General features: G+C 64.0%; 9 protein-coding genes. 7 read left to right on the top strand and 2 right to left on the bottom strand.

Features of this window, described 5'->3' with window-relative positions; all coding sequences use genetic code 11:
- Nucleotides 1-26: 26 nt before the first annotated feature.
- The 7 genes from ACEN9H_RS29815 to ACEN9H_RS29785 all read left to right on the top strand — a co-directional run bounded on the left by ACEN9H_RS29815 (nt 27) and on the right by ACEN9H_RS29785 (nt 9,731).
- The gene (locus tag ACEN9H_RS29815) at nt 27-1,169 is read left to right on the top strand and encodes an FAD-dependent monooxygenase (RefSeq protein ID WP_413673080.1); all 1,143 of its coding nucleotides are present in this window, start codon (nt 27-29) and stop codon (nt 1,167-1,169) included.
- Nucleotides 1,170-1,370: 201 nt separating this feature from the next.
- Nucleotides 1,371-1,940, top strand: coding sequence for a Spy/CpxP family protein refolding chaperone (locus ACEN9H_RS29810; protein WP_056134055.1), 570 nt, complete (start codon nt 1,371-1,373; stop codon nt 1,938-1,940).
- Between the two features lie 288 nt (nt 1,941-2,228).
- The gene (locus tag ACEN9H_RS29805; protein ID WP_413675648.1) at nt 2,229-4,226 is read left to right on the top strand and encodes a M13 family metallopeptidase; all 1,998 of its coding nucleotides are present in this window, start codon (nt 2,229-2,231) and stop codon (nt 4,224-4,226) included.
- 218 nt (nt 4,227-4,444) lie between these two features.
- Nucleotides 4,445-6,511: a M13 family metallopeptidase gene (locus ACEN9H_RS29800; RefSeq protein ID WP_413675647.1), complete on the top strand. Its 2,067-nt coding sequence runs from the start codon at nt 4,445-4,447 to the stop codon at nt 6,509-6,511.
- Between the two features lie 151 nt (nt 6,512-6,662).
- On the top strand, nt 6,663-8,294 hold the full coding sequence (locus ACEN9H_RS29795; protein WP_413673079.1) for an ArnT family glycosyltransferase: 1,632 nt from the start codon (nt 6,663-6,665) through the stop codon (nt 8,292-8,294).
- Nucleotides 8,295-8,340: 46 nt separating this feature from the next.
- Nucleotides 8,341-9,339, top strand: coding sequence for a glycosyltransferase family 2 protein (locus tag ACEN9H_RS29790; protein WP_413673078.1), 999 nt, complete (start codon nt 8,341-8,343; stop codon nt 9,337-9,339).
- On the top strand, nt 9,336-9,731 hold the full coding sequence (locus tag ACEN9H_RS29785; RefSeq protein ID WP_056134064.1) for a GtrA family protein: 396 nt from the start codon (nt 9,336-9,338) through the stop codon (nt 9,729-9,731). The genes ACEN9H_RS29790 and ACEN9H_RS29785 overlap by 4 nt, the downstream gene beginning before the upstream one ends.
- 47 nt (nt 9,732-9,778) lie before the next feature.
- Here ACEN9H_RS29785 and ACEN9H_RS29780 read toward each other — a convergent pair whose 3' ends face one another.
- Nucleotides 9,779-11,407 (bottom strand): hypothetical protein, encoded by a 1,629-nt coding sequence (locus ACEN9H_RS29780; protein ID WP_413673077.1) that lies wholly within the window; start codon nt 11,405-11,407, stop codon nt 9,779-9,781.
- A gap of 618 nt (nt 11,408-12,025) precedes the next feature.
- Entirely contained in the window at nt 12,026-13,882 is a 1,857-nt protein-coding gene (locus ACEN9H_RS29775; protein ID WP_229412298.1) for a hypothetical protein, read from the bottom strand.
- Between the last annotated feature and the right edge of the window lie 226 nt (nt 13,883-14,108).

Raw genomic sequence — 14,108 nt, 5'->3', positions numbered from 1 at the left:
CTGCCGCGGCAGCCTTTTTTATTCACATGCACATAGCCATTCTCGGCGGCGGCGTGGCGGGTGTCGCCAGCGCGATCGCTCTCAAACTGAAAGGCCACGACGTCACCGTCCACGAACGGCGCGCCGGCGACGCGAACATCGGCGCGGGCATCGTCGTGTGGCCGAATGCCGCCTTCGTGCTGGCGCAGTTCGGCATCCTGGACGACCTGGCGGCCGTCGCGGGCCACCCGCGCGCGATGCGCCGCCTGTCGCGTGCCGGCGCGGACCTCGGTGCGCTGGACATCGGCCTGATCGAGGCGCGGATGGGCTATCCCAGCCTGTCCGTCCTCAGGAGCGATTTCCAGCGCATCCTGTCGGCACGGCTGCAGGCGCTGGGCGTCGCGGTCCGGTATGGCCGCAACGTCGCGCGCATCGAACCGGGCGCGGTCGTCCACTTCGACGACGGGGCGACCTTGACGGCGGATCTCGTCGTCGGCGCCGACGGCCGCATGGCATCGTGCGCCCGCCGCTACGTCACGGGCGGCAACACGCCCATCTACCAGGGCTTCATCAACTGGATCGGCGTCTGCGAGGGCGAGTTCGACGTGGACACGATCTCGGACTATTGGGGCACGGGCGCACGCTTCGGCATCGTGCCCGTCGCGCGCGACAAGGCGTATTGGGCCGGCGGCGCAGCGCAGGCCACGATCGGCGCGCGCGATCCGGACGCTTATCGGGACGAGCTGCAGCGCCTCTTCGCGGACTGGCCGGAACCGGTACGGCGCATCGTCGCCACCACGCCCGCCGCGCGCATCAACAAGATATACGTGCACGACCACGATCCCGTACCGACCTGGTACCGGGACAACCTGGTCATCATCGGCGACGCGGCCCATGCGGCCCTGCCCACGTCCGGCCAGGGCGCATGCCAGGCGCTGGAAGACGCGTGGCACCTGGCGAACTGCATCGAGGCGCATCCGGGCAATGTGGGCCAGGCCCTGCAAGCCTTCACCGCGCTGCGCTTCCAGAAGACGGCCGGGATCACGATGGCCGGCCGCGGCCTGGCGGCGTCGCTGTTCAACCGCGACGAGGCGTTCTGCCGCGACCGCGACCGCGCCAGCCGGCACGCGGACTACGCGGATCTCGCACGGGCGATGGCGGATGGGTGGAGCCGGCATCTGCCGCTGTAAGTACGAGATGTCAATACGACCTCGGGGTTCTTGTTAATCCTTGTATCTGCCGGCAAACACGGCGTAAGTATTTGTAAAGTGCCCGGACAGGGTGGGGGGCGGAGCATATAGTCCTTATCAGTTTTTCTCTCTCTCTCCACTCTTGAAGTGGTCTTTGCCCACGGTTCCCCCACCGTGGGCTTTTTTCTGCCCGGAGCCCAAATGATCACGACCCGGTTCGCCCGCGCTGTCCTGTGCGCGCTCGCCATCGGCAGCGCCGTCCCTTCGTTCGCCGTCCCGCTGATGGACATGCGCGCCGACGACCTGCTGTTCATGTCCGCCGACGTAAAGAAATCCCTGAGCCTGACCCCGAACCAGCAGACCTTGTGGAACCAGATGGAAGGCCGTTCGCGCTCCATCCTGCGCGAGCGCCAGCGCCGTCGCGAGACGCTGCAGGAACAGGCGAAGACGCTGCTGGCGAAGCCGGAGGTCGAATTGCGCGACCTGAACCGGGCCGTCGAGGCGGAAGCCGCGGCGACCAATACCGAGGACAAGCAGCTGCGCGAAGCGTGGCTGGAAGTGAACGATGCGCTCGACGACAAGCAGCGCGCCCAGGTCGCGACGTTCATCGGCGAGCAGTTGATGCGCGTGGTGCCGGAGGGGCGTTCGGGCACCGAACGCGGCGGCGAACGTGGCGGGGAGCGCGGCGGCGGCCGTCCGGGCGGCATGGGCGGCCACGGGCGTGGCGGGATGGGCGGCCCCGGCGGGGCGTCGATCAATCTCGGCGGCTGAGTCGTACATACAATGTATCGTTAAGTAAAAATCCGCTGCCGTTCGCTGATTCGACTATCCTTCCCCGCTAGAATTGGTGCCGCTGCGCAACCGATAACAACGATAGTCATGAGCATCAGCGAAGTCCTCAAGCGCCGGCTGCTGGCGATGCTCGTGCAGAGCGCGGCGACGGCGGCCCGGTGTATCGGCACACCGGGCCGTGTTACATTCGCGGATGGCCACAAGCCACCCCGCAGCACACAAGGACCCCTCTTGAAACGATACCTTCTCAGTACCCTGACCTTTTCCATGCTGACTACCTTCGTCTCCGCGGCAACCGCGGCGGCGGACCGCGCCGGCATCGACACGCAGTACATCGACCCGAGCGTACGCGTGCAGGACGATTTCTTCACTTACCTGAACGGCAAGTGGCTCAAGACGACCGAGATCCCCGCCGACCGCTCGAGCTGGGGCACCTTCATGAAGCTGCGCGAGGACACGCAGCCGCAGCTCCTCGGCATCATCGAAGCGGACCAGAAGGACCCGCACAAGAAAGCCGGCACCGATGCGCAGAAGATCGCCGACCTGTACACGAGCTTCATGGACGAGAAGAAGCTGGAGACGCAGGGCTACAAGCCGCTGACGGGCGAACTGCAGCGCATCCGCACCCTGAAGGACAAGAAGGGCGTGCCGGACCTGATCGCGCACCTGTCGAAGATCGGCGTCGCGACGCCGTACGGCATCGCCGTGGCGCAGGACGCGAAAGCGTCGACGAAGTACGCCACCTACATCCGCCAGGGCGGCCTCGGCATGCCGGACCGCGACTACTACCTGAAGGCGGACGACGCCAGGATGGCCGCGGCCAAGGCGAAGTACGAACAGCACGTCGCGAAGATCATGGCGCTGGCCGGCGACAAGGACGCCGACGCGAAGGCGAAGGCGATCGTCGCGTTCGAGACGGCACTGGCGAAGGCGCAGTGGACGAAGGTCGAACTGCGCGACCCGAACAAGAGCTACAACAAGATGGACGTGGCGCAGCTCGCCGCGCTGACGCCGGGCTATGACTGGAAGGCCGCGTTGGGCGCCGCCGGCGTGGGCAACCGGATCGACTACGTGATCGTCGGCCAGCCGAGCTACCTGCAAGGCCTCGACAAGCTCCTCGCCGACACCGACCTCGAGACCGTCAAGGCGTACTTCCAGTGGCAGCTGCTGCGCGAATACGCGCCTTACCTGTCGAAGGCGTTCGTCGACGCGGACTTCGATTTCTACGGCAAGACGCTGACCGGCGCGGACGTCAACCGCCCGCGCTGGAAGATCGGCGTGTCCGTCGTCGAAGGCGCGCTGGGCGAGGCGCTGGGCCGCGAATACGTGGCGAAATACTTCCCGCCGGAGCGCAAGGCGCGCATGGAGGAACTCGTCAAGAACGTCCTCGCCGCGTACCGGGAATCGATCGACCAGCTCGACTGGATGGGCCCGGAGACGAAGAAGGAAGCCAAGGCCAAGCTGGCGAAGTTCACGCCGAAGATCGGCTATCCAAACAAGTGGCGCGATTACACCCGCCTGAGCGTCAGGAAGGATGACCTGGTCGGCAACGTGATGCGCGCCGCGACCTTCGCCTACAACCGCAACATCGACAAGCTGGGCAAGCCGATCGACCGCGAAGAATGGGGCATGACGCCGCAGACGGTGAATGCGTACTACAACTCGCGCATGAACGAGATCGTGTTCCCGGCCGCGATCCTGCAGCCGCCGTTCTTCGACGCCAGCGCGGACGACGCCGTGAACTACGGCGGCATCGGCGCCGTGATCGGCCACGAGATCGGTCACGGCTTCGACGACAAGGGCAGCCAGTCGGACGGCGAGGGCAATCTGCGCAACTGGTGGACGCAAGAGGACCAGGCGCGCTTCAAGGCCAAGACCGACATGCTGGTCAAGCAGTACGAGGCGTTCGAACCGCTGCCGGGCTACCACGTCAACGGCGCCCTCACGCTGGGCGAGAACATCGGCGACAACTCGGGCCTCGCCATCGCGTACAAGGCTTATAAAATCTCGCTGCACGGCCATCAGGCCCCCGTCATCGACGGCCTCACGGGCGACCAGCGCTTCTTCATGGGCTGGGCCCAGGTGTGGCGCTCGAAGATGCGCGAGGCGCAGCAGATCGTGCAGGTGAAGACCGACCCGCACTCGCCGGGCCAGTTCCGCGCCAACGGCACGCTGCGCAACCAGGCCGCGTTCTACGAGGCGTTCGGCGTGAAGGAAGGCGACAAGATGTATTTACCGCCGGAGCAGCGCGTCACCATTTGGTAAGGAACCTCGGAAAACCGTAGCGAGCGGCAGCCATGTTGTCCGAGAAGCGCAACTGTACGAGAAGTACAGTGAGCATCGCAGGACAACAGGGCAACGCGCAGCAGGTTTTACGAGGTTGCTGTAACAAAACGGATCGCCATCAGCGATAATCAGGAGCGGCGGTACCCCCGCCGGCCCCACCATCCCACCCATAACAACCCGAGGGAGATGAAGAGATGATGAAGAAGCACACCCTGTTGAGCGCCCTGACCCTGGCGCTGCTTGCCAACGCCAGCCACGCGGCGGAAGGCGCCGCCGCCAAGAACACGGCCATGAAGAAGGGCCAGACCCTGGCCGCCGGCGTCGCCACCGAATACATCGATCCGGCGGTCCGCCCGCAGGACGATTTCTATGAATACCTGAACGGCAAGTGGATGAAGACGGTCGAGATCCCGGCCGACAAATCGAGCTGGGGCTCGTTCGCCAAGCTGCGCGACGACACGCTGCCGCAGCTGCGCGGCATCATCGAGAAAGCCGCCGCCGGCAACCCGGCCAAGGGCACCGACGCCCAGCGCATCGGCGATTACTACGCCAGCTTCATGGACGAAGCGAAGCTCGAGCAGCTGGGCATCACGCCGCTGAACGGCGAACTGGCGAAGATCGCGGCGCTGAAGGACAAGTCCGAGCTGCCCGCGCTGCTGGCGCACTTCGGCAAGATCGGCGTGAACGTGCCGTACGATTTCGGCATCCACCAGGACAACAAGGATTCGACCAAGTACGTCGCCGACATCTATCAAAGTGGCCTCGGCATGCCGGACCGCGACTACTACCTGAAGGCCGACGACGCCAAGCTGGCCGACGCGAAGGCCAAGTACCTGACGCACGTCGAGAAGACGCTGGCGCTGGCCGGCGACAAGAACGCCGCCGCCAACGCGAAGGCGATCGTCGACTTCGAGACGGAGCTGGCCAAGGTGCAGTGGACCAAGGTCGAACTGCGCGACCCGATCAAGGCCTACAACAAGGTGCCGCTGGCCGACATGGGCAAGGTCGCACCGGACTACGACTGGAACGGCTACCTGCAGGCCACCGGCATCGCCGGCAAGACGACCTATGTGATCGTCAGCCAGCCGACCTACCTGAAGGGCTTCGCCGAGATCTCCAACAAGACCTCGCTGGACACCTGGAAGGCCTACCTGACGATGCACCTGGTGGACGCGTACGCGAGCTACCTGAACAAGGCCTTCGTCGACGAGCGTTTCGACTTCTACGGCAAGACCCTGTCGGGCGTGAAGGAAATGGAACCGCGCTGGAAGCGTGGCGTGGGCGCGATCGAGCGTTCGCAGGGCGAGTCGCTGGGCAAGCTGTACGTGGCCGAGTACTTCCCGCCGGAGCGCAAGGCGCGCATGGAAGCGCTGGTGAAGAACCTGCTGGTCGCCTACAAGCAGAGCATCGACAAGCTGGACTGGATGTCGCCGGCCACCAAGAAGGAAGCGCAGGCCAAGCTGGCCAAGTTCACGCCGAAGATCGGCTACCCGAACAAGTGGAAGGATTACTCGGCCCTGGTCGTCTCGCGTGACGACCTGGTGGGCAACGTGATGCGTTCGCGCGACGTCGAGTACAACCGCGAGCTGAACAAGCTGGGCAAGCCGATCGACCGCGACGAGTGGGGCATGACGCCGCAGACCATCAACGCGTACTACAACCCGGAGATGAACGAGATCGTGTTCCCGGCCGCGATCCTGCAGCCGCCGTTCTTCGACGCCAAGGCGGATGATGCCGTGAACTACGGCGGCATCGGCGCCGTGATCGGCCACGAGATCAGCCACGGTTTCGACGACCAGGGCGCCCAGTACGACGGCGACGGCAACCTGCGCGACTGGTGGACCGCGGCCGACCACAAGAACTTCGAGGCCAAGACGAAGATGCTGGTCAACCAGTACAACCAGTTCGAGCCGATCAAGGGCTACCACGTGAACGGCGAACTGACGCTGGGCGAGAACATCGCCGACAACTCGGGTCTCGCGATCGCTTATAAAGCCTACAAGATCTCGCTGAAGGGCAAGAAGGCGCCCGTGATCGACGGCTTGAGCGGCGAACAGCGCCTGTACATGGGCTGGGCCCAGGTGTGGCGCACCAAGATGCGCGAACAGCAGCAGATCGTGCAGGTGAAGACCGACCCGCACTCGCCGGGCCAGTTCCGCGCCAACGGCACGCTGCGCAACCAGCCGGGCTTCTACGACGCCTTCAAGGTCAAGCAGGGCGACAAGATGTACCTGGCGCCGCAGGAGCGCGTCATCATCTGGTAATCCCGGCCCCAACGCCATCCCGCAGTCCGGGGATGGCGTTGTCGTTGTTAGCGGTCGCAAATACAACACGGTTACAACTTGATGCTCTTAAAGCTTGCAAATATGCTAAAGTTCGCGACGCTGTCCCATCGTTGACCTTTCCCCGACATACATGCAAGCGGTTTTCCAGAAACCCTCGTCCCGGTTCCTTTGCCTGGCTTATTTGTGCGCCGTCCTCGTCGGCGCGCTGGCCGTGTTCATGGCGAAGTCGTACCAGTCCGGTTTTTCCGGGGCGGATGAACCGTCGCACTTCCTCAACGGTTATTTTGTCTCCGATTACATTGCTCGCCATTTCGGCAGCAATCCGATGGGCGCGGCCACCGATTTCTACGTCCATTATCCGAAAATCTCGATCGGGCACTGGCCGCCGGCCTATTACGGCATCCTCGGTCTCGTATTCCTCGTACTGCCGCCGACCTTGCCGGTGATCTTCGCCGTCAACGTCCTGTTCGCCGCACTGCCGGCGATCGGCGTCGCCGCGGCGCTGTCCATGCTGGCCGACCGCCGCGCCGCGCTGGCCGGCGCGCTCGTCTACGCGGTGACGCCGCTGGTGCTCGAAGGTCACGTGATGTTCATGGCGGACCAGCCGCTGACCGCCTGCCTCGTCGCCGCCACCGCCGTCTGGATCGCGTTCAGCGTGCGTCCCGGCTGGGGCAGTGCGCTCGGGTTCGCGCTGCTCGCCGCAACGGCCGTGCTCGTCAAGGGCAACGGCTGGCTCGTCGTGTTCGTTCCCGTCTTCCACATCCTGCTGACGGCCAACTGGAAACTGCTGCTGTCGGTGCGGCTGTACGTCGCCGCCGCGCTGGCGGCCGCCATCGTCGTGCCGTGGTACATGCTGACGGCCAAGATCGCCGCCGACGGTTTCAACTATCAGGCCGGCCTGCCGTATGCGGCGAAGGCGCTGCTGTACAACCTGCAGGCCCTGGGGCGGAACGTGACGCCCGTCGGCGGCCTGCTGGCCCTGTACGCCATCGTGGCCGAGTTCCGCGCACGCCGCGCCGAGCCGCAGCGCTGGACGATCGTCAGCGCCGCGATCAGCCTGCTGCTGGCGACCCTGCTGCTGCAGTCGCTGGTGCCGGTCGACATCGTCGAACGCTACATGGCGCCCGCGCTGCCGGCCGTCGTCGTGCTGGCCGTGCTCGGCGCCGTGCGCCTGCTGGCGCACCTCCGTGCAGGCATGCCCGCACCGGCGCTCGCCGCGTTGGCCGTCGTGATGGCCGTGCCGGGCATCGTGCACCTGGTCCAGCGCGCGCCGAAGGCCGATACCGGCATCGCCGCCGTGACCGACCGCCTGGCCGCCGCCAAACCCGTGCTGACCGTCATCGACGGCAGCGCCTCCACCGAAGGCTGGTTCATCGCCGACATGGCCGTGCACGACAGCGCGCTGCGCGGCTACGTCGTGCGGGCGTCGAAGCTGCTGGCCGACTCGAATTTCATGGGCACCACCTATACCCTCAAGTACCACGACACCGCGGACGTGCTGGCCGAACTGCACCGGCTGGGCGTTCAGCACGTCGTCATCGTGCGCGAGGGCGGCAAGGACGCCTATCCGCACAGCGCCCAGGTGCGCGAGGCACTGGCGCGCGCCGATTCGGGCTTCCGGCTCGGCCAGACCCTGCCGCACCAGTACCGGTCGGGCGTCACCGAAGTCTACGACGCCGTCGCCCCGGCCCGGCCCGACATCGCGGCCGTCCGCAACATGGGCCTGCCGGCCAAGGCGACGGCGCTCACCAAATTGCAGTAATCCCAGTTCACCCGTCACACAACAGTATCCGCAGCGAGGACGCAGCATGCCTTCCACACTGAAAACCAACGTATTGCCGATCGAAGCGGCCCGCGCCGCATATGCCGGCCTCGACATCGCAGTGATCCTGCCTTGTTATAACGAGGAGGCCGCCATCGGCGCCGTCGTCGAAGGCTTCCGGCGCGAACTTCCGCAGGCGCGGATTTACGTCTACGACAACAACTCCAGGGACCGCACGTCCGAAGTGGCCGCGGCCGCCGGCGCCATCGTGCGCGCCGAGACCCTGCAGGGCAAGGGCAACGTCGTGCGCCGCATGTTCGCCGACATCGATGCCGACATCTACCTGATGTGCGACGGCGACATCACCTACGACGCCGCGAGCGCCCCGGCGCTGATCGCCAAGCTCGTCGACGAAAACCTGGACATGGTCGTCGGCTGCCGTGTCGACTCGGAGGAAGCCGCCTACCGCGCCGGCCACCGCTTCGGCAATGCCCTGTTCACGGGCTTCGTCGCGCACCTGTTCGGCAACCGCTTCACCGACATCCTGTCGGGCTACCGCGTGTTCTCGCGGCGCTACGTGAAATCGTTCCCGGCGCTGTCGAACGGCTTCGAGACCGAGACCGAGCTGACCGTGCACGCGCTGCAGCTGCGCATGCCGATCGGCGAACTGGACACGCCGTACGGCGCGCGCCTGGAAGGCTCCACCAGCAAGCTGTCGACCTACCGCGACGGTTTCCGCATCCTGCTGATGATCACGAAACTGTTCAAGAACGAGCGGCCGCTGCTGTTCTTCACGGTCCTGTTCGCGCTGCTGGCGCTGGTGTCGATCGGCGTGTCGATCCCGGTGCTCGTGACCTACCTCGAGACGGGCCTGGTGCCGCGCCTGCCGACCGCCGTGCTGGCCGCCAGCATGATGCTGCTGGCCTTCCTGGCGCTCACCTGCGGCCTCGTGCTCGACACCGTCACCCATGGCCGGCGCGAGATGAAGCGCCTGGCCTACCTGACCGTGCCGTCGGTCGGGGCCACGCGCGAGAAAAAGGCTTGAAGCAGTTCTTCCGTTTCTGCCTCGTCGGCGCGCTGGGCTTCGTCACCGACTTCGGCGTCCTGTACGCCGTCGTCAAGGGCCTGGGCCTCGGCCCCACGAGCGGGCGCATCGTGTCGTTCCTCGTGGCCGCCACGGTCACGTGGAAGGTCAACCGCCATTTCACGTTCGTGAAGCAGGACGCCGGCTCCGTGCGCGAGTGGCTGCAGTATCTGACGTTCACCGGCGTGGGCGGCTTCATCAACGTGGCCGTCTACCAGACCTGGCTCTGGTTCACCGACCACAGCACGCTGAACCTGTTCCTCGGCGTCGTGGCCGGGTCGGCGGTGGCGCTGATGTTCAACTTCGTGATCTCCAAGCGCGCGGTGTTCGCCGAGCGGCGCGCGGTGCAATAAAAGAAGGCCGCTCGAAGCGGCCTTCTTTCATGGTGCGGGTATAGCGATTACTGCGTCACGCTCGAGTAGGAGCACGACTTGACCTGGCCGCGTGCCGGGTCGCCGAACACGGCGTTGGTGCAGGCCACCGGACCGGTCACGACCTTCGAGGTGTAGATCGTGCTGGTGCCGTAGCGGACTTCACGCTTGCCGGTGAACGAGCAGGTGCCGTTTTCGGTGGCGCAGGCCGTGAAGGTCGGCGTGCTGGCCACCGGCGCGGCGGTCGTGGTCGTGCCGGCGTAGCTGCACGACTTGACAACGCCGCGGATCGGATCGCCGAACACGGCGGTCGTGCACGGGGTCGACGCGGTGATCATTTTCGACGTGTACACACCGTTCGCGCCGAAGCGGACTTCACGGGTGCCGCTGAACGCGCAGGTCGAGCCTTCGTTGCCGCAAGCGGTCCAGGACGCGGTCGTCGTGGTCGGCGCGGTGAGCGATTCGTACGCGCCGATGTCGATCTGGCCGACCACCGGACGGGCTTCGCCCGCAGCGACAGCCTTGTACTGCGCGACAGCCTTCAGCGACACGCCCTTGGCCGACACGCCCGGGTCCGAACCGGCATCGATCACCAGCGCGCTGCCGACCGGATGCAGGTCGTACGCGGCGCGGTTCGCGAAGCTCGGCGATGCCGAACGGTAGTTCGTCTTGTCGATCGTCGATGCCTGCGTGCTGAACGTGCCCACGCCGGCATAGATGTTGTTCTGGGCCACGGCCGGGGTCGGCACCTTGCCGCTGACGAACATGAACGTACCGCCGCTGCCCATGTCGTTCAGGAACGTGTTGTTGATGACGTACAGGTCGCTGCCGGCGTTGACCGCGCCTTCTTCACCGTAGGCCAGCATCGCCGAGTTCGAGTTCGAGGCCGGTTGCTGGATGATGTTACCGATGACGTAGGACGTACCGGCGTTCGGCAGGTCGATCTCGTACGACGGCTTGCCGGCGGCGGTGCTGCCCGTCTCGCCCGGGTTCAGGCTCGAGAAGCGGTTGTACGCGATCAGGTTGGTGTCCGCACGCGACTTCAGGTTGTGGCCGACGTTGGCGTCGTGCGAGAAGTTGTAGCGGAACGTCAGGCTCTTCACGTGGCCGATGTACAGGTTGTGCGACTGGCCGTCGCCTGCGCCGTTGTGGCCGAATTCGGTGTTCTCGATCACGACGTCGCTGTTCGCGTTGGCGTTCGCCAGGATACCGTTCTGGTTATCGTGGAGGAACGAGTTACGCAGCGTGAAACCGGCCGCTTCGAGGCGGAACGCGGCGCCGTTCGCGTCGGGCACTTTAGCGCCGTACATTTCGACGTTGTCCACGGTCAGGTTGTTGCCGTCGACGACCCAGATGCCTTTGCCACCGGCGTTCTTGCCGGCCGCATCGATCTTCGGACGGCCATTGACGCCGCGGATGGTCAGGTTGTGGCGCATGATGTAGCAGACGTCGCCGCTATACGTGGTGTTGCCGGTGATTTCGATGACGTCGCCATCCTTGGCGGCGGCGATCGCGGCGCACGGCTTGGCGTAGGTCTTGCCCGGGCCAACCGACAGCGTCGCTGCGGATGCAGTGGTCACACCTGCGAACGCCATCAGGACGGCAGCAGCAAGGTGCGATGCGGAGAATTGGGTGGTGCGCGATGCGGTTTGTTGCATGTCGATGTCCTCGTAAGCAGATTGCCTGTCAGCAGTTGTGCCTGCTGGAAAGTTGCAGAATACGAGGTTTGAGATCGACGGTTTGTAACGAAGTGTAACCGAAAATAGCTAAACGGCAAGCCTGAAAAGAGGCTAATTATTGTTCCTTTTAGCCTTATTTAGTAGAGCAAAAGAACATTTTGTGATCGCTTTTTCTAGCATCCACTACAAGAAAAAGGAAGCCTGAAACGACTTTTTACGGTTTTTCCCTATGGAATGTAATTTCCGGTGGAAAATTTATCGACAGAGCCAGAGTGACAATATGCATATCTGACTGGCAAGTGCCGAGCTGTCACCCGTTGTCGGAATGACTATGAAAAAAAATTTTCGAAATCAAGAGGATGTTGCGTTCACGCCGCAGTTTTTTTCGAAAAAATTTGTGTTGGCGACCAGCCCATCCGTGGACTGTACAGAAAAAGTTCAGTCCTGGAAACTATTTTATAAGGAAAAGTTGTATCTGGAGTAATTGCGGACTATTAATGAGACTTTGACGCCACAAACGGGCGCGGATCCGATCGCCACAAAAACAAAAAACGCGGCACGAGGCCGCGTTTTTCGGAAGGGGACAAGCCCCGCGAATTACTTGTAGCTGCAGGACTTGGCGATCCTGTAAGCCGGGTCACCGAAGACGGCGTTCGTGCAGGCAACCGGACCCGTCACGGTCTTGGTCACATAGTAGCCGTTGGCGCCGTAGCGGACCTGGTGGGTACCCGTGATCGAGCAGGTACCGCCTTCGGCCGCGCACGCCGTCCAGGCGGTGTCGTTGGTGGCCGGCGCGGTCGGGGCCGGGGCCGGGGTCGTGGTGCCCGAGGTGCCCGAGGTCGCGATCGTGTTGCTGGAGTAGCTGCAGGTCTTCAGCTGGCCTTTTGCCGGGTCGCCGAACACGGAATTCGCGCAGTAGATGGAACCGGTGAAGGTCTTGGTCGAGAACGAGGTACCGGCGCCGAAGCGGACTTCACGGGTGCCGCTGAACACGCAGGTGCCGCCTTCGCCGGAGCACGGAATCCACGACGGGCCCGTGGCCGCGGTCGCCGTCACGGTCGAGAGTGCGCTGGAATAGCTGCAGGTCTTGGCGACGCCGCGGATCGGATCGCCGAACACGGCGCTCGTGCACGCGGTCGAGCCGGTGACCACTTTCGACGTATAGATGCCGTTGGCACCGAAGCGGACTTCACGCGTACCGCTGAACGAGCAGGTCGAACCTTCGTTGCCGCAGGCAGTCCAGGTCACGGCCGTGGTGTTCGCAGCGTCGCCCGTCACTTCATAGGCGCCGATGTCCAGCTGGCCGGCCACCGGACGTGCTTCACCGGACGCGGTGGCTTTATATTGTGCGACCGGGGTCAGCGACACGCCCTTGGCCGACTTGCCCGGATCCGTACCGGCATTGATCACCAGCGCGCTGGCGGTCGGATGCAGGTCCCATTTGGCACGGTCGACGAAGCCCGGGGAGACCGAACGGTAGTTGTTCTTCACGATGGAGCTCGCCTGGGAGCTGAGGGTACCGATGCCGCCGAAGATATTGTTCTGGATCACCGCCGGGGTCGGGACCTTGCCGCTGACGAACAGGAACGTGCCGTCGCCATACTCGTTCAGGATCGTGTTGTTGATGACGTACAGGTCGCTGCCGGCGTTGATCGCGCCTTCTTCGCCGTAGGCCACGATGGCCGGGTTCTGGTTGGCGGCCGGCTGGACGATGACGTTACCGATGATGTAGGAGGTACCGGCGTTCGGCAGGTCGATCTCGTACGACGGCTGGCCGGTGGCGGTGCTGCCCGTTTCGCCCGGCGGCGTGCTGGAGAAGCGGCTGTACGCGATCATGTTGGTATCCGCGCGCGACTTCAGGTTGTGGCCGACGTTCGCGTCGTGCGAATAGCTGTAGCGGAACGTGAGGCTCTTCACGTGGCCGATGTACAGGTTGTGCGTCTGGCCGTCGCCGCGGCCGTTGTGGCCGAATTCCGTGTATTCGATCAGGATGTCGCTGTTCAGGTTGGCATTCGCCAGGATGCCGTTCTCGTTGTCGTGGATGAACGAATTACGCAGCGTAAAACCCGCGCCCTGCAGGCGGAACGCGGCGCCGTTGCCGTCCATGACCTTCGCGCCGTACATCTCGACGTTGTCGACCGTCAGGTTGTTGCCGTTGACGACCCAGATACCCTTGTCGGCCGCGTTCTTGCCGGCGGCGTCGATCTTCGGACGGCCGTTGACGCCGCGGATGGTCAGGTTGTGGCGGTTGATGCTGCAGGCATCGCCGCTGTACGTGGTATTGCCGGTGATTTCGATGACGTCGCCGTCCTTGGCGACCGCGATGGCGGCGCAGGGTTTGGCATAGGTCTTGCCGGGGCCGACGGACAGCGTGGCTGCGGAAGCGGAGGTCACACCTGCGAAGGCCATCAGAATGGTGGCAGCCAGGAGTGAATGGTTACGCAAAGTGTGCATGAGATTCCTCGTAAAGTTTCTGTGCGGGAAGTAATTCCCGCTGGCAAGATGCAGAATACGAGGTTTCTGTTCCGCTCTTTGTAACGGCGTGTAACAACAGTTGGTCAATTAAAAAGACCTGGAACAAAACGTTCGCCGCGCCGTTCAGCATTATGCATGCCAAAAATTCCATCTTGATGACGTCTTGAACATTTTATTCGGTCTTTTGGTGTTTGTATTTCCTCAA

The organism is Massilia cellulosiltytica (assembly GCF_047325105.1).
Classification (GTDB): Bacteria; Pseudomonadota; Gammaproteobacteria; order Burkholderiales; family Burkholderiaceae_D; genus Telluria; species Telluria orientalis.
Note: the sequence above shows the minus strand (reverse complement) of the source record. Positions and strands in the feature narration are given on the sequence as shown.

Coding starts and splice junctions, on each gene's coding strand:
- ACEN9H_RS29815 (WP_413673080.1), top strand. CDS start 27: ATGCACATAGCCATTCTCGGCGGCGGCGTGGCGGGTGTCGCCAGCGCG.
- ACEN9H_RS29810 (WP_056134055.1), top strand. CDS start 1,371: ATGATCACGACCCGGTTCGCCCGCGCTGTCCTGTGCGCGCTCGCCATC.
- ACEN9H_RS29805 (WP_413675648.1), top strand. CDS start 2,229: ATGCTGACTACCTTCGTCTCCGCGGCAACCGCGGCGGCGGACCGCGCC.
- ACEN9H_RS29800 (WP_413675647.1), top strand. CDS start 4,445: ATGAAGAAGCACACCCTGTTGAGCGCCCTGACCCTGGCGCTGCTTGCC.
- ACEN9H_RS29795 (WP_413673079.1), top strand. CDS start 6,663: ATGCAAGCGGTTTTCCAGAAACCCTCGTCCCGGTTCCTTTGCCTGGCT.
- ACEN9H_RS29790 (WP_413673078.1), top strand. CDS start 8,341: ATGCCTTCCACACTGAAAACCAACGTATTGCCGATCGAAGCGGCCCGC.
- ACEN9H_RS29780 (WP_413673077.1), bottom strand. CDS start 11,407: ATGCAACAAACCGCATCGCGCACCACCCAATTCTCCGCATCGCACCTT.
- ACEN9H_RS29775 (WP_229412298.1), bottom strand. CDS start 13,882: ATGCACACTTTGCGTAACCATTCACTCCTGGCTGCCACCATTCTGATG.